Raw genomic sequence first — 21,623 nt, 5'->3', positions numbered from 1 at the left:
TGGCCGATGCGTGCGTGCGGTCTCTGCCTACTGGGGGCCTAGCGGCTGGTGCGCAGAACCTCGCGGCGGCTGGAGACGAGGTCATGCCACCGCGCCCGGGTGGCCTGTTCACCGTCGAGCCATTGAGGGGCGGTGTGGTCGGCGGGAAGTGGGAGGTCGGCCATGAAGCACGCGATGTCGACGTAGTAGGCGTAATCCCTGCCGCCGGTGAGTTCGCGCAGGCGGGAGACGGTGGTGCTCAGCCTGTCGTGGTCGTCCAGGACGGCTTGGTGGAACGCGGCGGCGAGCTCGAGGGTGGGCGTCATGGAGGTGAGGCCCGCGACGTCGAGCTCGGTGCGCAGGACGCGGACGCGTTCGTCGAGCGCGGGGCTGCCGGCGTCACGGATGAGGCCAGCGATGGCTGCGTTGATCGTGGTGGCGCGCAAGTCGAGGTTCGCGAGGAGCTGCTCGGCCAGGTCGAGTTCATCGTCGGCCTGGGACGGGTCGACGAAGGCGACGGCCAGGGCGCGCAGCGCCTGGTTGTGGGCGGCCTCGCCAGTCTTCGCGTGCTGCTCGGCCTCGCTGCGCCCGGCCAGATAGGCGGCGGCCGCGCGGGCCGGTTCCCCCTGCAACCACCACACGTCACCCAGGACCCGCTGGTGGCGTCCCTCCCAGCCAAGCGTTTGCGCGGCGGCGAAGGCGGTGGGGAAGTCCCCGGCCAGGCGCGCGGCTTGGGCAAGGCCTCGCCGGGCGGCCGGGGCCAAGCGGCCGCCGCCGTCGGCGACCTGCTGATAACCGCGGCGCGAGTCCGTGCTCTGCCCAATGTCGCGCAGCGCCTTGGCGCGGTAGTAGACGGCCATCTCGTGCAGCTCTGCGGGCAACAGCCCAGAGTCGATGATGTCGGTGAGCCGGGCGACGGTACGTCCACGATGCTCGCGTTGACGGCGCGCCAGGGCACTGAGCATCTCCACCAACGCCTGGGCCGGCGTCTGCAACGCGGCCGTTTCGTGGTCGTGAGCAGGCGGGGCTAGCGGCTCCCACACGGAATCCCCGACGTACTGAAAGGCAGCCTCGGTGAGCCAGGCCAGTTCGAGGCCGAAGTCTCTGGCCAGGCGCAGGCCCTGGCGCAGACAGCCGATCAGCATGGCGCGATCGCGCCGCGGCCCATGGCTGAACTCGCGGCCCAGGGCGGTCAAGGCGCGCGTCGCTGCCCGTTGCCAGTCCTGAGGTGACCAGCGATCGTCCGTGTGGTCCTCGGCGTGACGGATCGCGGAGCGGACGACCTCGTGGAGATGGAAAGGCCACAACGCTGTCAGCTCGTCGCGAATGAAGGGGCGCTCGGTCAGCCGCAGCGCTGCCGCATCATGGGCGAGTCCCGCGACCTCAGTGGCCAGGGAGACCGAGAAGGCATCCAGAAGGGCCACCGAACGCAGGACGTGGCGTTCATCGGTGGTCAAGTCACTGACCGTGCGGGCGATCAGGGCGGGGAAATCACCGAAGTCATCCGGCTGCGGCGGGCGTCCGGTGCGCCGTATCTCCAAGAACCGCATCACCGCCAGGTCGAGGTACAGGGGCAGGCCATGGGACCGGTCGGCGATGGCCCGGCGCAGGTCCGCTTCGATCAGCGGCCGTCCGTCGCGCGACAGGCGCCGGGCGAGGTGCTCGTCGCGGTCCTGGGGGGAGAAGTCGCCGATCAGGATCTGGCGTGCGGTGGGCGCGCTGTGGCCGCGGGAGCCCGGCACGTGGGGGATAAGGCCGGGCCAGGCGGCCGGTCCGGCCCAGTCGAGCTGCCCCTGCAGACCCTCCTCGGCCCACTGCAGCCGGTTGCGTCCGGTGATCACGAACATGGCGTTGGGCATCAGCCACACCACGCGCTGCAGCAGCCGCTCCAGGTCGCGATTCGTGCGGTCGCCGACGTCTTCGAAGGTGTCGAACAGGATCACCGGTGTGACCTGCTGCTCTGCGGGGAGTTGGGCCAGGTCCCAGGCGAGCAGGTGGGTGGCGAAACTCAAGGTCTCCAGGTCGGGTTCGGCTTCCAGGATGTCGGCCAGGCGCGTACAGCCGGCCAGGGCCCTCACGGTCTGGCGACGCTCGCGCAGCGCCCCGACCAGGGCGGTGGTGAGCTGGCCGACGGCGCCGCCCACGGTGCCGGGCATGGCCAGGGCCTGGGCGACATCGGCCATCGCGGACTGCAGCTGGCTGGGCAGGTTCACCGCGCTGGTGAACCTGGAGAACATGCCGCCGCGCCGCAGGTACTCCTCGATCGGCTCGCCGGGATGATTGCGCTCCCAGTGCCGCCGCAGCGCCAGGTCGAAGGCAGGCATGGGCCGGCCCAGAGCGGCGAGCGCCAGGCGGATGGAGAGCACCACGCGTTCGAAGTCGACGCCGGTGGACCGAGAGAGGTCGACGCGTACCGGCAGGAGCCGCTCGATCGGCCAGGCGGGCGCCTCCCACTGGGCGGGACGGCTGCCGGAGTGCGTGAGCGCGGCTTCGATCTTGCGGGAGAGCGTGGACTTGCCGATACCGCCCACCCCGTGAGCGACCAGGATGTTGTGCCGCGCGCTCGCCAAGTCCTCGACGTCGAAGGCCGGGCTGGCGACGCGCTGCAGATGGTCGGTGAGCGCGGCGACGACGGACTGCCACTGGGACTGCCGGTTCGTGAACGCCTCCCCGGCCTCCACGGACCGGTCATTCGCACCGAACAGCATCCGCAGATCCCGCGCCACAGCATCCCCCAAGAAAGATCATCAGCGGTCTCAACTTATGTGCCGCGCCCCCGCTTCGTGCAACCTTCCCCGCAACCCCGGCCCCGGGCCACACGGTCTCGGCCAGAGACAATGACGTCCCCTGATCCCGATCTCCGAAGGAACACCCCGTTTTGTCTCAGCATGAGTACGAGAATCCCGAGGACGCCGAGCAGCTGGTGCAGAAGGTGAGTCGCTGGTATTCGGTCCAGATCATCGAGGAGCGGCGAGCCGCGGCGCCTGACCCTGAGCGCCTCAAGGTCCTGAGGGACGGGCTGGCGCAGTGCGCCGCCGATCAGCAGGCCCTGGGCGCCGCCGAGCCGGACGAAGTGGCCGAGATCGCAGCCCGCTATGCGGCCCGGGCCAAGGAGCTGGGGGGCCAGTAGCCAGGCCCCTGTTGGAGGGGAACGGGCAGCGGTGCCGAGACGACCGTCGTGGCCAGGGTGCGTGGCTGGAAGCGTGCGGGCATCAATGGCCAAGCCAGTGCGGCGATGTCGACCAGGTCGGAGCGGTACTGCGGCAGCTCACCCTGCAGGAGCTGGAGAGTGGTGAGGAACTGAGCCGCCTCGGCCGATGTGTAGGGGAGTTGCTGCGCTTCCTCCAGCGCATGCCCCGCCCGGGGCGGCCGGGCCCAGGCCCCGCTGAGGGTGCGCTCATTGCGATACAGCGCGCTCAGGTCCCTGCGGATGATGGAGATGGAGCCCACGATGTCCGGCTCTGCCTCGGCCGCGCGGACCACGTCGGCCAGGACGCCGAAGGACACGTCGTGCGCGGCGGCCGACGTGAAGCGGGAGCCGCCGCCCAGGCGTGCCACTGAGGCGCATCGGGACGCAGTGCCCAGTCGGCTGTCCGCGGCGCGGACCCCCAAGACGATCAGCTCAACGCGCCGTCCCGCCCGGTGGTCGCGGCGCGCACTGGCCAGGAAGTGCTCGACGCTGTCCGGGGCGATCTCCACCAGCAGGTCGCCCCCGCGGCCCCGTACATACGCTTCGGCCCGTTCCTGCCACGCCCGGTAGTCAGCCCGGATGCGCAAGGAGGCGGTGCGCGGCTCTTCTTCGAGGAGCTGGTCGTAGTCGGGGTGCAGGGATTTGAAGATTCCGCCCTCGATGCGGGTGGGGTTGCGGAGCCGCAGAGCGCGGCGCAGGGCCCATGAGGCCCGGGTCTTTCCGGCTCCCTGCTGGGCCATCACATACAGCGTGACCGGCTCGCTGTGGGCGGTGATGTTGCTCAGGTACATCGGGACGATCAAGTCGTCGAAGATGAAGTCGTGTTCGTCGCGGGACAGGCGGTGGTAGTCGATCCCGGGCGGCACCGCGAGGGGCTGGGCGATGCGGCGTACCGGCTCGGCCAGCGCGCTGGCGCGTTGAAGACCACCGGTCACGGCAAGGCGCCGCTCCGGCGTGCTCACTGCCGGGTGCACCCGCTGTTCAACGCCGGTGATCTGGCCGCGGAATTGCCAGGTCTGCGGCGCGGTCCACGGCCGGGCCAGCTCCCCAGCATGCGCCTGCTGTACGCCCACTGCGGACCGCCATACTCCGTCCTCGGTGAGCTCGTTGTCGTAGAGCACCTCCAGATCCCGGCGCACCACCATCATCCGGTCGACCAGGTGCTCGGCCTCGATGACCGCAAGTGACTGGGGCAGACCGTGCACGCATCGGTCGAGGTTGTCCCAGGAGACATACCGCCCTGTCCCGCTCTCGCTCGCCACCAGGCGGTCCAGCACGCTCACCTGCAGCACGGCCTCCGCCGTAGTCACCACCACGACCTCAACGCGGAACCCCGCCGCGCGGAAGGCGATGGCCAGGGCGCGGGCCTCCTCGGGGTCGGCGAGTGGCGTTTCCAGCACCGCGTCGAACCGCATGCGGCGCACGTACTCCTCGACCGCCGCCTGCCACCGCAGGACATCAGGGCGGACCTTCACCCCGGCTGTGCGCTCGTCGCTCTGCAGGAGCGCGGCGTACTGGGGGTGAGCGGACTTGTAGAGGTCGCGGCCGATCAGCACCGCGCCGCCGCGCTGGCCAAGGACTGCCATCAGGAGCTCGCACAGAGTGGACTTGCCGCTGCCCGGAGGTCCGACGACGAGCACCACGACCGGCTGTTCCTGGGGGACCGCGTCCTTGGTCCAGGTCGGCAGGATCTGGGACGCCAGGATTTCCTGGTGCTGCCCCTCGTCCAGCACGACCGGCACGACCTCCGCGTCCCTCACCGCAGAACCTCCTGAGCTCACCGGAACCACTCGCCACATCCGTCACTGCCATGCAACATACAACACTCGAACGGGTTAAACGAACAGGTTAAATTGAACTTCCCGCAAAGGTTAAAGAGTGATAGTGTCCGGGGTGGAGGTAGAGACGTATGGCATCTGAAGAAGAGCTGTTCGCGTCGGTCGACGCCTTGCTGGAGGAGGAGCCGCAGCTCCCGCCCCCGGCGGAGCGCGCACGACTGCGGGAGGCTGCGGGCATCACCCAGGCACGCCTGGCGACCGCACTGAGGTCGACGACCCAGACGGTGAAGAACTGGGAGAACGGCCGCTCGGAGCCGAAGCCGCCGCGCCTGGAGGCGTATCAGCGGCTGCTGAACGGCTGGGCGGCGAGGTTCCCCGCACACGGCACCGCTCCCGCAGCGCCCTCCCCGGCTCCCGCACCGCAGACTCCGGCGACCTTCACCGGCCCGGCCGCACCCGAACCCGAAGTCGAGGAGACGCCCGCGCAGCAGGCTCCCGCAGTCACGGCCGCCCCCGAACCCCCGGCCGCGCGCCCGGCGGCGTCACGGCGTCCGGCGGCGAAGAAGGCCGTGAAGTCTGCCGTCGACCCGCGGTTCCCGCACGGCCCGCTCGCCGTGCTGGACGGGGACGGCTCCGCGTACGGCGTCAACGGGATCGTGCTGGACTGCCCGGCGACCACCGTGGTGGAGCTGGTGGAGTGGACCCTCAAGGAGTCCGGTCTCGGTGCCGCGAAGCTGAACCGCAACGGCAAGGACAGCGACCCGCTGATCGTGCTCACCGCGTCCGCAGCCATGAAGCTCGGGCTGCCGGAGCGCCTGGAGGGCCACGAGCAGCGCCGCTCCCTGCGCCTGCCCGAGGACCACCCGGTCGTCAAGCAGGTGATGAAGGCGAAGTGGAAGCTCACGCAGCGCGGGTTCGGCCCGTGGGCCCGCATTTACCGCAAGGTCCAGGATCGCGAGCGGCAGTGCGTGCAGCTCGCCATCCTGTCCTGGGACGCCCTCGATGAGCGGTCCTGGCCGGGCGTTGGCGACATGGACGCGGCCGACGTCGCCCGCGTCCTGGGCATCTACGCGTCCCGGGTCATCACCCCGCGCGGCTCCACGGCCGTCTCGGGCCTGGAGTTGATGACGGCGTTGCGCCCGCCGACGAAGGCCGTCCAGGACCCGGCATCCGGCAACTGGGTGCCCGGCTACAACCCGGGCTCGCTGGGGAGCGAGCCGATGGACCCGGCGCCGCCGGAGGCCCGGCCCGAACACCCCGTCGCGCAGGGCTGGACGGGCGGGTTCCTGAACGAGGAGGCCTACCAGTGGGTGCGCGACCCGAAGCTGCTCTCCGATGAGGAGTGCCTGCTGCCGTGGGCGGTGGGCCTGGACCTGAACACGGCGTTCCTCGCGGCCGCCGCGAGGCTCACGGTCGGTCTGTCCGGACCCGACCACTTCCATCACCCGGCGTTCAACCCGAAGATCCCCGGCTCCTGGCTGGTCGACCTGAGCCACGTGGAGATCGACCCGCGCCTCCCGTCGCCGTTCACGCCGACCGGCGAGCGCCCGACCGGCCCGGCCTGGTACCAGACGCACACCGTCGCCTACGCCCAGGAGCTCGGCCACAACGTCGCCCCGATCGAGGCGTATCTGCGCCGCGAGACCGGCGCGTACCTGGATCCGTGGCATGACCGGCTGAAGACCGCCTACGTCGACACCCTCGCCGACTTGGGCGTGACGAAGGACCTGTCCGACACCGAGTTCCTCGCGGCGATGGAGCGGCACAAGGAGGTCGACCCGGCGCTGACCGCCGTGCTCTCCGCGATCAAGGGCACCGTGAAGGGTGGCATCGGCAAGCTCCGTGAGGGCCCGCAGGGCAAGAAGTACCGCGACGGCGAGACGTGGCCGGCCCTTCAGCGGCCGACCTGGCGTCCGGACATCCGCGCTGCGGTGATCTCCAAGGCCCGGGTGAACATGCACCGCAAGTTGCTGAAGATGGCCGACATGACGGGCCTGTATCCGCTCGCGGTGCTGTCCGACTGCGTCGTCTACCCCTCGCCGGGCCGCTCGCCGATGGACTTCCTGCCGTACGCCGCCTCCGGCAAGCCGCAGCCCGGCGGGTTCCGCCTCGGACCCACGCCGGGCCTGGCGAAGCTGGAGGGCGTCCAGGAGATGTCCTGGGCGGTCGACCTGATGGAGAAGGGCCTCAATCCGGCCCGGCACATCAAGGGCGGCGACGCCGTCCTGGACGAAGGCGAGTAGGTGGTGCCCGCCGAGACCGGCACGCCCTCACTGGAGGCCGGCGCGGAACGGGAGCGGACGCTGGACCGGCTGGAGGCGCGCATGGAAGCTCTGCAGTTCTCCCTGCGCGCCCACCGGGCCTCGCCGCGGTTCGAGTTGTGGCGGCATGACCTGCGCGAGACGCGCGAAACCTGGTTCCGGCTCGTCGATCCCGACGGCCAGGACCCCACCCCCGAAGGGAGCTGAACCGTGGCAGGAGAGATCGAGGACGCCATCGAGCGGGCCGATCAGGAGGCGTTCACCCGCGAGCCGCCCAAGACCCTCAAGGGCCAGATCAGCTTTCTGCGCAAGTACCTCAGCGCGAAGGAGATCGGCGAAGGCGCCGGGGTCACCGGCGACTCCGTCAACCGCTACCGGCGCGGCGTGCGGCACCCGTCGAAGGACATCGCCGCGAAGATCGACGCGATGGTGCGGGCACGTTGGCAGCCTCAGGTCCGCAAGCGCCGGCGCAAGGAGGCCGCCACCAGGGGGGTCACGGTGGAGACGAGGGCCCGGTTCGGCTACACCGCGCCGGTCGGCACGACCGACGACGGCCGCTTCCGCCGCCTGACCGTCCGGCTCCCTGCGACGTACGCGCAGCGCCTGTTCGACGCCCGCGACCAGGGCGCCAGCGACCAGCAGATGCGCGAAATCGTCGCTGAAGGGTTTAAGGAAGTGTATTTCCAGGACGGCGGAGCGCGCGCAATGGGACTCTCAGACGTCGCCATTAACGACATCGATTACATCGATCTGGACTTCTAGAAAGAAGAGCCGTGAGCACTGAATTCCCGGCCATCGACCGCGACAAGAGCCCGCTGGCAGATGCCGACCGCGACGCCGTCCGCATCGCCGAGGCCCTGCGCCACAGCCCGCGCATCGTCGCCGCCGACGGGTATCCCGGCGACGACGTTGTCACGTTCACCACCGTGTCCGGCATGGGCTTCAGCCTGACCCTGCACGATGCGGAGCCGACCGAGGACGACCTCTTGCCCGAGCCGGTGCTGACCGAGGCTCTCGCCGCGGCGATCCTCAACCACCCCGCGTTCGTCACCGCGGACGCCGACTCGCCGCGCGAGGACACCATCACCGTCCAGACGCGCAACGGGATCCGTTACCTCCTGGCCCTGGGCGTCCACGGCGATGCCAACGACCAGGAGGAGTCCTCCACGCCCGCCGCCGATATCGCCCTCGCCGCCGACCGGCTGCTCGCCAGCGACCCGCTCGATTCAGAGCGCGCCACGGCCGAACTCCTCAACTACGTGGCGGCCACCTGGGAGAAGCAGGACGTGCCCCTGCGCCAACACGCCCAGGCCGTCGCCCGTTCCCTGACCTTCTAGAAGACTGGCGATGACGCCGGTCTCGCACCCAGCCGGAGAACTCGACGAGCTCGCGGCCCGGCTGCGGTTCGATCTGGCGGGCGCCGGTTTCCCCCTACCGACCCCCACCGGCATCGACGGCACGGAGGGGGGGAGTGGTGGTCTATCTCGACGATGACCAGGTGCACGTCGACTGGCACACCCATGACCGGCTGGACCGCGCGTCGCTCGACATGGTGGGAGCCGAACGCCTCCAGGAGGACGTCGTCAGGCGTTACGAGACGGTCCGAGAGGCGATGCACACCGCCCTCTGTTCCGTCCTGAACGCCTTTGGCTACCGCACCCAGGAGCCAGCCTTTGGACTCGGCTTCGTGGTCACACCAGAAGGAACCACAACATGACGGCCCCTGCCGCTGCACGGCACGCGTACCGTGGCGGTACGCCTTGCCAGGAGGATGCGATGAGCGCGCAGCCCGAGGAAGCCCCCGCCCCGCCGGCCCCGGCCGCCGCGGCCCAGCTGCTCGCCCAGTTGCGCGGCGATCGCCGCGCCGACACCTGGGTGCCGGCCTTTGAGCGGGACTGGGCCAAGGCCCTTGAGGACTCCCGCCACAGCTACAGCCTCACCCCGGTGCACGACGTCGTGCGTGCCTGGCAGATGCGCGTCGCCGCGGCCCCGGCCGTCGACGCCTATCTGGACTCCGGCCGGGACGAGACCGGGTTCGTGGACTTGGACGACGTCCTCGGTGCCCGCAGGTGACCGGTGAGTCCTGGTCAGTACGCCTGTCCCCGCAGGTCGCGAAGGCCCTCACCGAACTCCCCGAACCTGCCAAGGAGATGGTCCGCGACGTTTTGGACATCGCGATGCGCTCCCCATGGGGCTGGCCGCAGTGGAATACGGGTGACCCGGAAGGCGAGGACGTCCGCGCCGCCTCGATCGGGCAGTTGTCCGTTGTCTACGTGATCAATCGACCCACGCGGGGTCTGTCCGTCTTGGACATCGTCTGGGTCGGGTAGCCACCCGAGAGAGGGCCCAGCCCCGGCAGCACAGGTGCCAGGGCGGGCGGCTATAGAAGGGCGAGTCCCGACCATCACAGGCTCTGGAGTAGCCGATCCCGCTCGCGCGCGGCCTCTTCCCGCTCGCGCCCGAGCGCGAACTCCGCAGAGCTCGCCACGTCTTCAGCATCGACATGAAAGAGGTAGATCCAGCGCGCCTGGTGATAGCCGTCGGCGTCATGCCATCGCTCCGCGAAGCGGACCAGCCGGTTCCAGTGACGCATTCGGGCCAGGAGGAGCTTTGGCGAGCCGTCGTCGTAGTGGAAGCAGGCGCGGACAGACTTGACCAGGTCATGCAGAACATCCGCCAAGGCTGAAGCCGCGCGATACAAGTCGCCGGCGACGTGGTCCGGGTCCGCCCGCCACATCGCGTTGAACCGTCCCTTGAGGAAGGTCTCCAGGGCGTCGACGTCGGCCTTGGTAAGAGCCGCGGCGTGGAGCAGCTCGTCGGCTGCGGGCTCAGTGGTGGTGCTCATCAGTTCCTTTCAGGGAGGCCGGGACTGACCGTCCCGCATGTCGCGTTTGTCTCTCCTCGGCTGCGGAGATGTTAGCCCGGCGTGATCCTTTGAACGGGGGCGCTCTTGTGCGCCTCGGGCCGGCTTCACCTCCGGCCTGAGGGGGCCTGCGGTGCCTCCGGCGGTGCTGCGCCAAGGTGCGTTGGCGGCCGCAGCAGGCGCTCCCTCGGGGATGAAGAGATGGCGTGGCTGATCCCGGAGTGGGTTGATCGAGGCATACGTGACGAGTGATCAGCCGCCTGCGGGAGCACCGTGGTGGACTTTCGGTGGCTGAGGTAGCGGCGGGCAATGAGGTCATGCACCGTCAACTCGAGTGGGGCGAGACGCCGTCGCGACGAGAGAGAAGGGCGCGGGGGGTGAGCGACGGCATCGCCGACGTTCCTCTTTACTACAAGAGACCCGGCGCGCTGCACACCTCCTGACCTGCATGAACGCCAGACAGGATGTGTCCCAGCCGACACATTCCAGGGCGTGATATGTGCTCGCTCCGCCACAGAACGGCGCGAAACACAAGGGGCAGTTGACTTTCGTTGGCCATGCATTTCCGCAGGTCAGACGCGCGAGGCGAGCCTTAAGTTGCCGCCTCGGAACCTTCCGGATGTGTCCCCGAGGACACTAAATCTCAAGTCACACTTGATAAACCGCGCACCCTGGCCAGGAAACTAAAGCAGGGTTTGATTCTTGAGGGGCGCCGCCCGTGGTGCATCAAGTCTCTGCGCCGCGATGTGCGACGGCGCGTCAAAACACAAGTGACAGTTGTCTTTTGGGGTAGGGTCGGCTCCGCCTGAGTAGAAAAGGAGCCATCGTGACCTCTGATCCGCCGGACGTGGAATACCACCGTCCGCGCGTCGTACCCGCCCAGTCGTCCGACCTCGGACTCGACGACATCCTGACCGTGCTCGGCCAGCAGCTTGGCGAGACCGTCGGAGAACAACAAAAGCCCCGCGGCCGCAAGCTCAAGGGCGTCTCGTTCGAGTACGACAACGACCCGCGGACCGTCCACGACATGGCCGGGGACGCCGGATACAGCATCACCAGCAACTGGTTCGTCCAGTTCCTGGCCCAGCTCGCCGTCGCCAAGCGGGTGACGAAGAGCGAGATGTGCGTCTTCCTGTACATCGCAGGCGGACAGATGCGCGGCACCGGCATTACCCACTACACACAGCAAGAGATCACCGAGGGCCTCAATCGCGAGGCCCGCCGGGTAAAGGGCGCCACTCAGATGAGTCGCTCCACCGTCACCCGCGCCATCGGAGCCCTGTGCGAGTACGGCTGGCTGGAGCGCTACGGCAACGGGGCGATCCGCCTGAACGTGCACTTGTGGTTCAACGGAAACAGCACCGCGCAGCAGGGCGTTCTCGCGGAGATCGAGCAGGACCACGGGGACACTCCCCAGTCCTTCGGCAACTTCATCGGGCCGGTCCTCAAGCAGGAGCAACTCACCATGGACTTCGACCAGGACAGTGGCGAAGGCCAGCGGGAGGAGCGGGCCGGGTGATACATCGCCGATACTGGAGCTCACCGCACACCGCCCGGGAAGGGGAGCGCTGATGGCCGAGGTCCTGTCCCCGATCGTCGCCGACCGTATCTGGGCCCTGCCGCTGTCCGGCAGCGCCGTCAAGTTCTTGCAGTACCTGATCTCCCGAAGCGACTTCGGCGGCCACCTGCCCGTACGCCAGGTCGACATGGCCCGCGAGTACCACGGCAAAACCCCTCAGGCCATCAGCGCCCTGATGGCCCCGCTGTGCGACCTCGGCCTCGTCATCCGCCCCGAAGGGGGCGAACGCAAGGGCAACAGCTATCGCCTGCACCCTCTCGCCGCCAAGTACCAAAGCCATAGCGACCTGGAGAAAGCATTCCGCCAGGCGCTCGTTGACATCAAGGCCGGCACCCTGCCGAACCTGGACCTGCCCCGCTACGCCGTGGCCCCGCCCGCCGAAGGCGCCGGCCCCAACCTCCAGGTCGCGTAGGCAAAAATGTGAGGCCCCGCCGAAACCGGCGGGGCCTCACATGCCTGAGTAGAAGCCCTGACTATACCCAGTGGCACCGCAACACTCGACCACACAGCGCCTGATGGGTGAGCGCGTACGGCGAGGACCAGGACAATGCCGTCGAACCGGCGCCACTGCAGTTGAACGCCGCGCATACCAGGACAAGCACAGCCGGGCTCGGCGGCGCGCGTGTGCGGGACCCCTGGGCCGGCCCGCCTGGTGGTGCGATAAAGATGGCCGGCGCCCAATCCGCCGAAGCGGGTGGCAAGGGCGCCGGCCTTCGAAGACACACACCTGAAGGAGAACCTTGCAGGACGTGATGGGTGAAAGTGTAGCGGTGCGGCGCGCGCCGGACACGCTCCTTGCCGCATGTGATGTAAGTCCCGTAGCCTTCTCTCGACGGCGCGTGGGCGCCGGCCGCGTCGAAGTCCTCCTCCCGAGCCAGTTCCGCAGCGCGCGTGTGCGGTCGGGGCCGGGCTTCGCTGCCAGCGCCGACCTGACGGGGAGTGAGTGATGATTCGCGCGGGACGCAGTTCTTTCGTGCAGCACAGCGCGGATCTGGCCGCGGCCATGGGCCTTAAGATCGGCAGCTTCCGCAATCAGAAGCCGTACGAGCGGGCAGGGTTTCCGGCGACGATCAGTGCGCCGGAGGCGAAGTCGAAGCTGTGGGACGGTGAGCAGACCGCGGCGTACCTCGCCGGCAAACTGGTGCCCGCGCTGCCCCAAGTAGATGACGACGAGGACCTGCTGGAGCGCACCGAGGCCGCCGGCGTCCTCGACGTCACGCCCAAGACCTGGGACTCCTACAAGAAGGATCCGCGGATCGAGCCGCACCTGGTGAAGGTGAAGGGCGTGGAGCACTGCCCGCGCGGCGTCCTGCGCGCCTTCCGTGACCCGGTGCCCGGTCAGGATCGGGCACCGGCACACCGTCCCAAGGGCAGCGGAGACATGGTGCCGCGCGACGAACTCGAGCCCCGGGTCGGTGAGCTCCTGGACGACGATCCTGGGCTGACGCTCGCCACGGTGCAGGAGCAGCTGGGCATCGCCTACTCGGCCGCGGCGCGGGTGCTGCCGCGTCTGCGCGGGGAGCGCATCGCCGACCAGGTCGCCGCCGAGCCGGACCTGACGCCGGAGCAGGCAGCTCACCGGCTCGGCTATCCGGCCGCGGTACACCGTGCCGCGGTCGCCCATGCCCGGACCGAGTTGCGCGGCCGCGAGGTCCGGCCGTACGTGCAGGGTGTAGCCGACGAGCTCGCGGCCGCCGGCCTGGCGCCAGAGCAGGACGTCGCCATGGTGCACGTGGCCGATGATGCGGTGGCCGCGGCCGTGGCGCTGTCCTTCGATGCCCCGGCGCCGGCACTGGTGTGGGATGAGCGCTACGGCTGGCGCACGGCGACGAGCCGCCGCCATCCGATCGGCAGAGACACGGGGAAGCCTCCCGAGGGGGAGGGAATCCGCTACCTGGGACCGGATCGGCGACCGTCCGGTGAGGAGGTGCTCGCCGCCGTCTATGACGGTCGGCGTGGAACCCGCCGGCCGGCGGGGGCTTACCCGGCAGGAGCGTGAAGCCGCACGTTGCGCGAGGACATGAGTTGTGGCGCTCAGTACAGTGCGATCGCGTCGATGATGACGGCTGGCCCGGAGATGTACGCGTGGACGTCGTCGTCGGGGAGATTGAGGCCCAGCCGCTGCAACTGCGCGGTCACCTCTTCGAGGTCGTCCTGGAGCTGAGCCATCATGATGCGGCGCATCAAGAACTCCCAGCCATACAGCAGCCATTCATCAGTGACCCGGAACTGGCCCGCCGGGATCAGCTTGGACACGCTGCCCAGGACACGCAGGTCTCCCTCGATCCGGTCAGCGGACGCTTCGTCGATGAAGAAGTCCGGGCGCACGTTGACGTAGACCTTGTGCGGAAGCGAGCTTTCAGTGAGTTCCAGCAGGACGGGAAGGGGGAGCAGCTCGTTCTCCAGGTAGACCCGCCGGATCTCCTCGGCGACGGCCGCGTCTTCCATATCCAGGTTGGCCAGCTCGTTGAGAGCATCGATGTCGCGGGCGATCATGAGGCGGCGGAAGAGGAAGAACACCTTGCTCAGGACGCTTACCGCAGTGATCCGCGCGGTGCCCTCGATCTCAATCAGCACGTCCCTGGAGAGCGCTGAGTCGCCAACGGGATTGACCAGGACGGCGTCCTGACTGACCAGATCGTCGATCACCCTGGAGACCGTCGCCTTCTCTCGCGGCTCCAGGCTGTACGTCGACTGGTACTGCACGTCGCTGCCAGCGGATCCGTTCAACGCGAGGGCGCCAACGCCCAACTTGCCGCCGCCGGACCGCTTGCGCAAGGTCGTCTCGACGATGTCCTCGGGCTTGGGAACGTTGATGTCGTGGTACTCCGCCTGGGACAGGAGCGTCTCCAGGTCCAGGAAACTCGGGGACCTCAGTGCCATCTAACAAGTCTCCCACCCGTCACTGACATCCCGTCTTGGCTTGGTCTGGTCACGGGGACCTGCCTGCTTTCGCCGCGTGCCAGTGAGCGCTTCAGAGTGATCTAGCTGGTGCCGATACGTCGTGTGCAGGAACGTGGAGAGGGAAGGCAGCGCAGATGACACCCACCTCAGTACAGGTACAGGCGGACCCGGAGTACTGGGCTGATCCGCCGGACGTGGAATTGTGCGGGAAGTGTGGGTGGTGTCATGAGGCCCGCCCCCACTTCGACGTGGTCCTGGACGGCATCGAGGGCGACCGGGCTCGAGTGCAGGAGCCGGAGCGTTTTCCCTACACCAGCAAAGGGAGCCACCTGCACCGGACCACTTGCCGCAAGGTCCGGAAGGCCATCTCAGGGCAGCCTCCCCGGCCCGAGGGCGAGGAGTACCTCCGCCTCCTGACGAAATGGGCCCATGAGCATCATGACTACCGCTCCCCGGCCGGCTGGTCCCGCTACCGCGGCTACATCGACATGGCAGTGATGAGCATGGAGGAAGCGCAGCGGTGGGCTGACCACCTCAGAGGCCCTCAAGGCGGCAGGAACTACGCCACGTGCAAGATCTGCAAGCCGGTGCCAATCAGCTCGAACAGCTGACTCGTCGGCGTTCATCCGGCTGAACCATGAGGTGCCGACCGGCATTTGAGAAGCCTCGCTTCCCGACGCCACGAGGCGGTGATTGCCGGTTTCCCGGGGGCAAGCAAGGCCGATATTCGGAGACGTGAGGATGAAGAACGCCGAACTCGGCGACCTGGCACAGTGCGACGTTTGCCGGATGGGAGTCCGTCGGCATAGCGACAGCGAGGGCAGCACGGTGGACCTCGATCTCCGTGAAGCCCCGGTCGGCCTGGTGCCCGCAGGCCTGCGTTGGTACGTGGCAGGAGACGGTACCGCGATCAACCTGGGGCAAGCGGGCCCCGAGACCGTGCGCGTCCGCCACCACGACGCCTGTCACTCCGGGCGCGCAGACCTGACCACGCTGCGTACTCTCTGGCCGGTCCCCTTCGTCGCGGTCGGGCCCCTGCCACCAGGAGTCAACTCGGAAAACGAGATCCATGAGGCGCTCCGTCGCCCGACCACCCGTGAGCAGGCCCGGTCGATTCCCTGCCCCGTCTGCGAGGTCGACGCCGGTCTCCCATGCACCGGCCCCGATGGCGAGAGGCGCAGCGCCAACCACAGGGAACGCGCCAATGCCTACCGCAGCGCCCGCTGGCAGACCTGGCTGCCCGGAACCCCCACTCCCACGCGGAACCAGGTACGGACTGTGGCCTGCCCGGTCTGCGCGGCACCGGCACACGCGCCGTGTCGTCAGCCAGGAGGCGCCCCGCGGCAGGCGAACCATTTCGAGCGTTTGGAGGCCCTGCTGAGCCCAGAGGAGTTGGGCTCGGCATCACTCGCGACCGACGCAGCCGTGCCTCCGCAGGCAGCCGGGGAGGTGCCGGCGCAGGAGACCCAGGAGCGTCCGCGCGGCCGCTGCGGCGGCTGCGGCGCCGTGATCCTCCTGATTGGCCGGGCCCTTGAGGACGGGCTGTGCAAGCTCTGCCGTGAAGAAGCCGCCGAGCTGGCCGTTGAGGCCAAGCGATGAGCAGCTGACGAGCCTCTCGCCTACCGGGGCGGGCGACCGGCCCGGTGCATGGAACGCGCGTCTACACGCCCCGGTCCGCGGCATCCATTCGAGCGGAGGAATGCCGCGATGGAGTGATACGAGGTGTCCCGACCTCCTGGATCAGAGCATGGTGGGCGCGATCACCGGACTGCGTGGGCGGGAGAACTTCATGTCGTTGTTCGAGGTCGAGGCGGTCATGCCGTCTCCGCGCCGACCCCATTGCCCCCTGGACGACTTGAGCGGCGCCGCGCTGCGCACTGAGTTCACCCTCCGCTCGAACGCCGCGGCCGCTGCTGTCGGCAAGAGCACCGACGAGGCTCTCGCCCGCCTGATGCGCAACTTCAAGCTGAAGACCCTGGACGAGGCCGACGAGCACGATCTGCGCGAAGCCTCCCGTGAGTTCCAGAGCTGGGTGATCAACCCCGCCGGCTACCGGGCTCCCGCACAGCGCACCCGGGTGGAGCGTCCCCCGGGTATGGGACAGCTTCCCCTGCCCCGCACGACGAAGCGGGCCGCCGCCGACATCGCATGCGGACTGTGCGCCGACGTCGTGGCGAGCGGCAGCATCATCGGCCGGATGAAGCCGCCCAAGGGCCGCGAGTACGTGCCGATGGGCTGGCTGTGCCACCACTGCCTCTACACCCGGCGCGCGACCCCGCGCCGCCGCGACGTCCTCGTGCGCACGTTCCATCACCTCTTCGCCGCCACCGGCGTCGGCATCAACGCCCACGAGGCCCAGGTGCTGCTGGAGTGGCTCACATCCGATCCGGCCGTCACCACCTCCGAAGCCTGGCTGCGCGACCCGCTGGAGACGACCGTGATCCGGCTGCGGACCAGCATCAAGGAAGAGAAGCCGACGACCTGGCTGAGCGCGAACACCGGGCTCACCATCGTGGCGGCCCTGCAAGAGGCACCGGCCACAGAAGCCGACACCAGCCTGCTGCGCGTCATCCTCCAGCACAGCGAGGAGTGGCAGACCAACCCGCAGAAGGTGGATCACCGCCGTTACGGGAGCGGGATTCCCTTCCGCCGCGCCGTACTGGCCAGCACGCCCTCTCCAACCGAACTGTCGGCACGCGGAGGCCCCTTCGACCTCCACCAGGCCCCTCCGCCCGTGACCGACGAGGACGACCCCGCAGAGGCAACGCCGGAGGGCTGACCATTTGCGGCGCCCCCTCCATGTCAGTGGCAACAGGCATGCTTGAAGCCGTTGTTGGCTGCGATGAAGGGCTGCGTCATGGGACTCGCCTTCGACCACACCAAGCGTGTGGTCGGCCTGCGCAGGCAGGTGGAACTGGTGGAGGCGGTCGTCGGCGCGAGCAGCGGCGACGAGAGCCGGTGGCTGGAGTGGAAATCCACCCTTGACCTGTCGAAAGCTGAGGGACGGTTCAGTGTCGCGCGCGGCATTCTCGGGATGGCGAACCGCATGCCTGATATTGCGGCGCGTTACGTGGAAGGGCACGGCTACTTCCTGGTGGGCGTGGAAGAAGGAGCTGTCCACGGGGTGGATGAGCACGACGTGGAGAAGGTCGTGCCGTGGCTGGAGCGCTATCTCGGATCGTTCGACCGGTACGACCTGACATACGTGCCGATCGAGTGGGAGGGCGAGCGCCGCAAGGTGCTGCTTGTAGACGTCGTGCCCCCGCAGTGGGGCGACCCGCTCTTTCCCCTGCGCCGGGACTATGACACCTACCGGGAAGGCACGGTGTTTCACCGGAGCAACGGGTGTACCGAGCCCGCACGTGCCAAGGAGATCGACGCGCTGAGTGCTCGTGCACGAAGAGCCGCTCAGCAGCTTGCCGTGCGTTTGTCTGCGTCCGGGGCCGTCACACAGATGCCACCGAGTGCGGACATCCGTCTGGAGGTGCTGCGGGAGAGGCGTGAGGCTCTGCTGGCTCAGCTGACACCCCGGCGGGTGGCGACGTTCGGTGCAGCGGAGGAAGACGGATCCCGCGACCGCGAGGCCCTGTCAGGGATGTCCACGGCCCAGGTTATGGACCTTAGGCACCGCGCAGCCGATGGCCAGGAACTCTCTCCTCAGGAGCAGACGACCCTCGCCGCAGTCCGGCGCTGGGAGAGGCGAACTGCGGCGTTCCTAGGGTTGGCATTTCCCGAGCTCTCGGCTTTGTCGAGCCTTCAACGGGACGCACGCACCCCCGACCGCTTCCGTCAGCAGGTAGACGCGTACATCGAGGAGTGCCAGCAGGCGCAGGGCCGGTCTCTGCTCCAGGCGGTAAGCCGTCGCAGCATCCCGCTGATCGTGCGGATGACCAACCCGAGCGAGGACTTCATCCAGCAGGTGAAAGTGGTGGTCACCCTGCCCGCGGACGTCTGGGCCTACGACCCCGAGGGGGACGCTGCCGATTGGCCAAGCGTCCCCAAGACCTATGGCACGGTGTCTCCGTTTCTGCCGGGCATGCGCCCCAGCATCCTCTCGGCAGCGGTCAACAATGCCGCCTTCCGGCAGGCCCTGAGAGGCCGACACGGCCCGGACATCGATAACGACCGGGCCCGAGCCGTGATCACCTTTCCCGCCAGGGACGTGAGGGGGAGCGAGACGGTCGAGTTCTCCCCCTTGAGGCTCTTCACGCGCTCGGCGCACGCTGAGCCTGCACACGCAGAGTGGACGGCAACAGCCACCAACGTCAGCGGCGTTGAGCGGGGCCAGTTGGCGCTACCCGTGTTGACGACCAAGATGAACACCTCGTCGACCTCGACCCCGATGGCGTCGGCGTCGAACACGCGACTCCGGCCTGCACAACGCGCCCCCGGCATCGTCCCGGTTCTACCAAGGAGTTGGAGCCGGACGCCGAGCGCCTGGCCGCCTACGACGAACTCGCGCACGGTGCCGCCGACTTCATTGCGCGATACAAGGCAGGGGTCAACACCTTCCGCCTGCCCGCAGAGGACGGCCAAGACGCCTCCGAAGCTGACATTGACCCTGCTCAGTACCCCGCGTACGACGACATGCGCGCCGACTGGGGCGAAGCTGCCCTGAGCCTTGTGGAGCGCCTGGCCCCCCCCCCCCCCACGCCCGGTCGCACACGTTGGCCACCTGACAGCAGCCGGCCACTAAGCCGGGCAGCGCGCGGCCCCGGCTGCCCTATCGGGCGCGGGCGCAGAACGTTCCCGCCTGCGGGCCGGATGGGGCGCAGCTCCCTTTTACCGGGTCGGTGGGGCGCAGCACGGGACGTGCCGGGGCGGAGGGTGCAGCGCTCCGCGCTGCACCCTCCTGGCCGCGTGCCGGGCGGCCGCTCCGCGCCCGCCCGGACCGAGCGCTCCGCGCTCTCACGCGCTGCGGAGGACGGCAGGCGTTCCCGGAGCGCTCCGCGCCCCGCTCACTCGCTCCGCGCTGCCGACCTCCTTGCCCACGGCGCGATGCGCCGTGGGCCCCGACACGCGCCGCGCTGCGCCCCACCGACCCGGTGATCATGCCCCTGACCTCGCAAAACGGCCAGATAAGAGCCCGAAAACTCCCCATGAAATGATGCAAGTGCGGTATCCTTATCTTGTTGGTCGGGCTTGTGGCAAAGCCCCCAACACCGAAGACACCCACCCAAATCCGGGGAGAACCATGCCCAACAACAGCTTCGCGGTGCTCATCCGCACCGACGGACAGTTCCGCGTGATCGACTGGCCCGCCACCAGCGACGACCACGACAAGATCCTCTACACGGCCATCGACTGCATCCGCTACGACGCCGTGCGCATCACCGAGGCCCTGACCATGTGGGTCGACGACGAAGGCATGTTCAACGGATCCCGCGTCAACCGCAGCGCACTCCGCCTCTACGCCCTGCACAAGCCCCCGCACCAGCCGTACCACGGCCACGCCGTCTTCACCGGCGGCACCGACAGGCACGGCAACAGCCTGGGACTGACCAGCGACGAGGCCGCCCATCTCATCGAGCTGCACCTGACGGCCCGCCGCATCCCCGAGCAGCGCACCGCCAACTGACCACCCCAACGCCGGGGGCGGCGCCGTGGCAGCGCCGCCCCCGGTCCCGAAGACACGCCCGAAGGACACCCATGAACGACATCGACCACACGCCGAGCCAAACCCAGACCTACACATTCGTGTGCGACTGGCTCAACTACATGACCCAGCTCACCGACAACAAATTCGCTGTCGTCGCCAGCGGCGACACCTACGAAAACGCCGTAGACGCAGCAGCAAAAGCAATCCTCGATTTCTTTCCCAACGTCGCCGAATACGCCAGCCCCAAAACTCTGTGGGATAGCGAAAACGGCGTAGTCCGCATCACTGAATTCTACGGCGACGTGATCAGCAACCTCGTCGACCGCGACACCTACGACCACATCCGCGCCTGACCCAACCACTCGGCCGGGGCGGGGGAGTGGCACCCCCGCCCCGGCGGCCACGAAGACACACCCGAAGGAGCACCCATGATCCCGGCGAAGAGCACCGAGCAACAGCGCGAAAGCTACACCCAGGCAATTGTAGAAAAGTGGAGCAGCGCCACTCCAGACCAAAGGCGACGCGGGTGCGACTGGTACGTCACTGCACACGAACTGGCCTCCAGAATCGCCGAGGGACACACAGAAAAGGGCGCGGGTGTCCTGGCAGCACTGTCCGCTAACAAGTCATGGGCCGAAAATTGCAGACTGGCCCGAAAAGCATTCACCGAAGGAAAAGCCAGTGGGCACGTCCGCGACGCAATCACCAAAGCAAACCGAATCATGGGGGGAACCGATCCAAGTGAAATTCTCCCCATGCATCTAAAGACCGGATACTTCTATCTGTGCATCGCCGACCCGGAGAACACGGAATCTGTGGTAATCGACCGCCACGCACACGATATCGCAGTCCGCAAAATCTACGGGCAACGTGACCGAGGACTAGGAGCAATCGGCCGCTACAATCTCCTCGCCGATTGCTACCGCGCCGCCGCCCGAGAAATCGGGGAGGTACCCAGCAAGGTCCAGGCTGTTACCTGGGTGGCGCACATCGAGCGGGAGTGAGGGGGAGCAGCTGAACCCCAATCTCTACACAGACATGATACGTGATGCAGTCGTAGATTCATGCGCGAGTCTCGCGGCTGCGTAACCCAATCGCTATGTCAGAAGGCTATCGAGGCCCCCGTCTCACACTATGCTTACCCGGTGGTCAACGGGGCAAGGTGTTCGGGTGGAGCGCAGCGGAGCCCGTCCCTGCGGCGAGGGTGACAGCCTGTCAGGCCGACGGGCCGTCACCCTCGCAACAGAGGGTAGTGCCTGGGATTCCCAGCGGCTACACAGGCCACCATGTGATGCACCCTCCCCTGTAGCCAGCCAAAGAGGACCCGCTTGCGGGGACTCTCACAATTCGCGCTTGCGCGAATTGACGCTCTTTCAGAATTCCGCTTGCGGAATTCATTCCCCCGCTTGCGGGGGAATTCGAATTGCGTTTACGCAATTCGTACACTATGTTCCGGCTTGCCGGGGCATA

At 68.2% G+C, this 21,623-nt stretch carries 21 protein-coding genes; 17 read left to right on the top strand and 4 right to left on the bottom strand.

Features of this window, described 5'->3' with window-relative positions:
* Positions 1-38 precede the first annotated feature (38 nt).
* The gene (locus OG453_RS44465) at positions 39-2,717 is read right to left on the bottom strand and encodes an ATP/GTP-binding protein (RefSeq protein ID WP_323178757.1); all 2,679 of its coding nucleotides are present in this window, start codon (positions 2,715-2,717) and stop codon (positions 39-41) included.
* Between the two features lie 140 nt (positions 2,718-2,857).
* Between OG453_RS44465 and OG453_RS44460 the strand changes: the two genes are divergently transcribed.
* Entirely contained in the window at positions 2,858-3,109 is a 252-nt protein-coding gene (locus tag OG453_RS44460; protein ID WP_266874533.1) for a hypothetical protein, read from the top strand.
* On the opposite strand, the gene OG453_RS44455 is transcribed toward OG453_RS44460, so the two are convergent.
* Positions 3,073-4,929 carry a zeta toxin family protein gene (locus OG453_RS44455; RefSeq protein ID WP_266874532.1) on the bottom strand — a complete coding sequence of 619 codons (1,857 nt, stop codon included), beginning with the start codon at positions 4,927-4,929 and terminating at the stop codon, positions 3,073-3,075. The genes OG453_RS44460 and OG453_RS44455 overlap by 37 nt on opposite strands.
* Positions 4,930-5,078: 149 nt before the next feature.
* Between OG453_RS44455 and OG453_RS44450 the strand changes: the two genes are divergently transcribed.
* From OG453_RS44450 to OG453_RS44420, 7 genes are all read left to right on the top strand, one after another.
* Entirely contained in the window at positions 5,079-7,190 is a 2,112-nt protein-coding gene (locus tag OG453_RS44450) for a helix-turn-helix transcriptional regulator (RefSeq protein ID WP_266874531.1), read from the top strand.
* 3 nt (positions 7,191-7,193) lie between these two features.
* The gene (locus tag OG453_RS44445) at positions 7,194-7,415 is read left to right on the top strand and encodes a hypothetical protein (protein ID WP_266874530.1); all 222 of its coding nucleotides are present in this window, start codon (positions 7,194-7,196) and stop codon (positions 7,413-7,415) included.
* A gap of 3 nt (positions 7,416-7,418) precedes the next feature.
* Entirely contained in the window at positions 7,419-7,970 is a 552-nt protein-coding gene (locus tag OG453_RS44440) for an XRE family transcriptional regulator (protein ID WP_266874529.1), read from the top strand.
* An 11-nt stretch (positions 7,971-7,981) separates the two neighbouring features.
* Complete coding sequence (locus OG453_RS44435; RefSeq protein ID WP_266874528.1) at positions 7,982-8,545, top strand: hypothetical protein; 564 nt, start codon at positions 7,982-7,984, stop codon at positions 8,543-8,545.
* Between the two features lie 134 nt (positions 8,546-8,679).
* The gene (locus OG453_RS44430; RefSeq protein ID WP_266874526.1) at positions 8,680-8,925 is read left to right on the top strand and encodes a hypothetical protein; all 246 of its coding nucleotides are present in this window, start codon (positions 8,680-8,682) and stop codon (positions 8,923-8,925) included.
* Positions 8,926-8,984: 59 nt separating this feature from the next.
* On the top strand, positions 8,985-9,281 hold the full coding sequence (locus OG453_RS44425; RefSeq protein ID WP_266874525.1) for a DUF6247 family protein: 297 nt from the start codon (positions 8,985-8,987) through the stop codon (positions 9,279-9,281).
* Positions 9,278-9,538 carry a hypothetical protein gene (locus OG453_RS44420; protein WP_266874524.1) on the top strand — a complete coding sequence of 87 codons (261 nt, stop codon included), beginning with the start codon at positions 9,278-9,280 and terminating at the stop codon, positions 9,536-9,538. The genes OG453_RS44425 and OG453_RS44420 overlap by 4 nt, the downstream gene beginning before the upstream one ends.
* Positions 9,539-9,612: 74 nt before the next feature.
* Here the strand turns inward: OG453_RS44420 and OG453_RS44415 are convergent, their stop codons facing one another.
* Positions 9,613-10,053, bottom strand: a complete 441-nt coding sequence (locus OG453_RS44415) for a hypothetical protein (protein ID WP_266874523.1) — start codon at positions 10,051-10,053, stop codon at positions 9,613-9,615.
* Positions 10,054-10,897: 844 nt separating this feature from the next.
* Between OG453_RS44415 and OG453_RS44410 the strand changes: the two genes are divergently transcribed.
* From OG453_RS44410 to OG453_RS44400, 3 genes are all read left to right on the top strand, one after another.
* On the top strand, positions 10,898-11,590 hold the full coding sequence (locus OG453_RS44410; protein WP_266874522.1) for a hypothetical protein: 693 nt from the start codon (positions 10,898-10,900) through the stop codon (positions 11,588-11,590).
* A gap of 52 nt (positions 11,591-11,642) precedes the next feature.
* Positions 11,643-12,062 carry a hypothetical protein gene (locus OG453_RS44405; protein WP_266874521.1) on the top strand — a complete coding sequence of 140 codons (420 nt, stop codon included), beginning with the start codon at positions 11,643-11,645 and terminating at the stop codon, positions 12,060-12,062.
* A gap of 534 nt (positions 12,063-12,596) precedes the next feature.
* Positions 12,597-13,649 carry a DUF6292 family protein gene (locus OG453_RS44400; protein ID WP_266874520.1) on the top strand — a complete coding sequence of 351 codons (1,053 nt, stop codon included), beginning with the start codon at positions 12,597-12,599 and terminating at the stop codon, positions 13,647-13,649.
* Between the two features lie 35 nt (positions 13,650-13,684).
* Here OG453_RS44400 and OG453_RS44395 read toward each other — a convergent pair whose 3' ends face one another.
* Positions 13,685-14,533 (bottom strand): hypothetical protein, encoded by an 849-nt coding sequence (locus OG453_RS44395; protein ID WP_266874518.1) that lies wholly within the window; start codon positions 14,531-14,533, stop codon positions 13,685-13,687.
* 762 nt (positions 14,534-15,295) lie between these two features.
* Between OG453_RS44395 and OG453_RS44390 the strand changes: the two genes are divergently transcribed.
* The 6 genes from OG453_RS44390 to OG453_RS44365 all read left to right on the top strand — a co-directional run bounded on the left by OG453_RS44390 (position 15,296) and on the right by OG453_RS44365 (position 21,157).
* The gene (locus OG453_RS44390; RefSeq protein WP_266874517.1) at positions 15,296-16,153 is read left to right on the top strand and encodes a DUF6083 domain-containing protein; all 858 of its coding nucleotides are present in this window, start codon (positions 15,296-15,298) and stop codon (positions 16,151-16,153) included.
* A 148-nt stretch (positions 16,154-16,301) separates the two neighbouring features.
* Positions 16,302-17,333: a hypothetical protein gene (locus tag OG453_RS44385; RefSeq protein ID WP_266874516.1), complete on the top strand. Its 1,032-nt coding sequence runs from the start codon at positions 16,302-16,304 to the stop codon at positions 17,331-17,333.
* A gap of 78 nt (positions 17,334-17,411) precedes the next feature.
* On the top strand, positions 17,412-19,172 hold the full coding sequence (locus tag OG453_RS44380; protein WP_266874515.1) for a hypothetical protein: 1,761 nt from the start codon (positions 17,412-17,414) through the stop codon (positions 19,170-19,172).
* A 576-nt stretch (positions 19,173-19,748) separates the two neighbouring features.
* On the top strand, positions 19,749-20,132 hold the full coding sequence (locus OG453_RS44375) for a DUF3846 domain-containing protein (protein WP_266874514.1): 384 nt from the start codon (positions 19,749-19,751) through the stop codon (positions 20,130-20,132).
* Between the two features lie 71 nt (positions 20,133-20,203).
* Positions 20,204-20,506: a hypothetical protein gene (locus tag OG453_RS44370; RefSeq protein ID WP_266874513.1), complete on the top strand. Its 303-nt coding sequence runs from the start codon at positions 20,204-20,206 to the stop codon at positions 20,504-20,506.
* Positions 20,507-20,581: 75 nt separating this feature from the next.
* The gene (locus OG453_RS44365) at positions 20,582-21,157 is read left to right on the top strand and encodes a hypothetical protein (protein WP_266874512.1); all 576 of its coding nucleotides are present in this window, start codon (positions 20,582-20,584) and stop codon (positions 21,155-21,157) included.
* Positions 21,158-21,623: the final 466 nt, after the last annotated feature.

The organism is Streptomyces sp. NBC_01381 (assembly GCF_026340305.1).
In the GTDB taxonomy this organism is placed as follows: Bacteria; Actinomycetota; Actinomycetes; order Streptomycetales; family Streptomycetaceae; genus Streptomyces.
The sequence above is the reverse complement of the archived record's forward strand: the minus strand, read 5'-3'. Positions and strand labels throughout refer to the sequence as shown.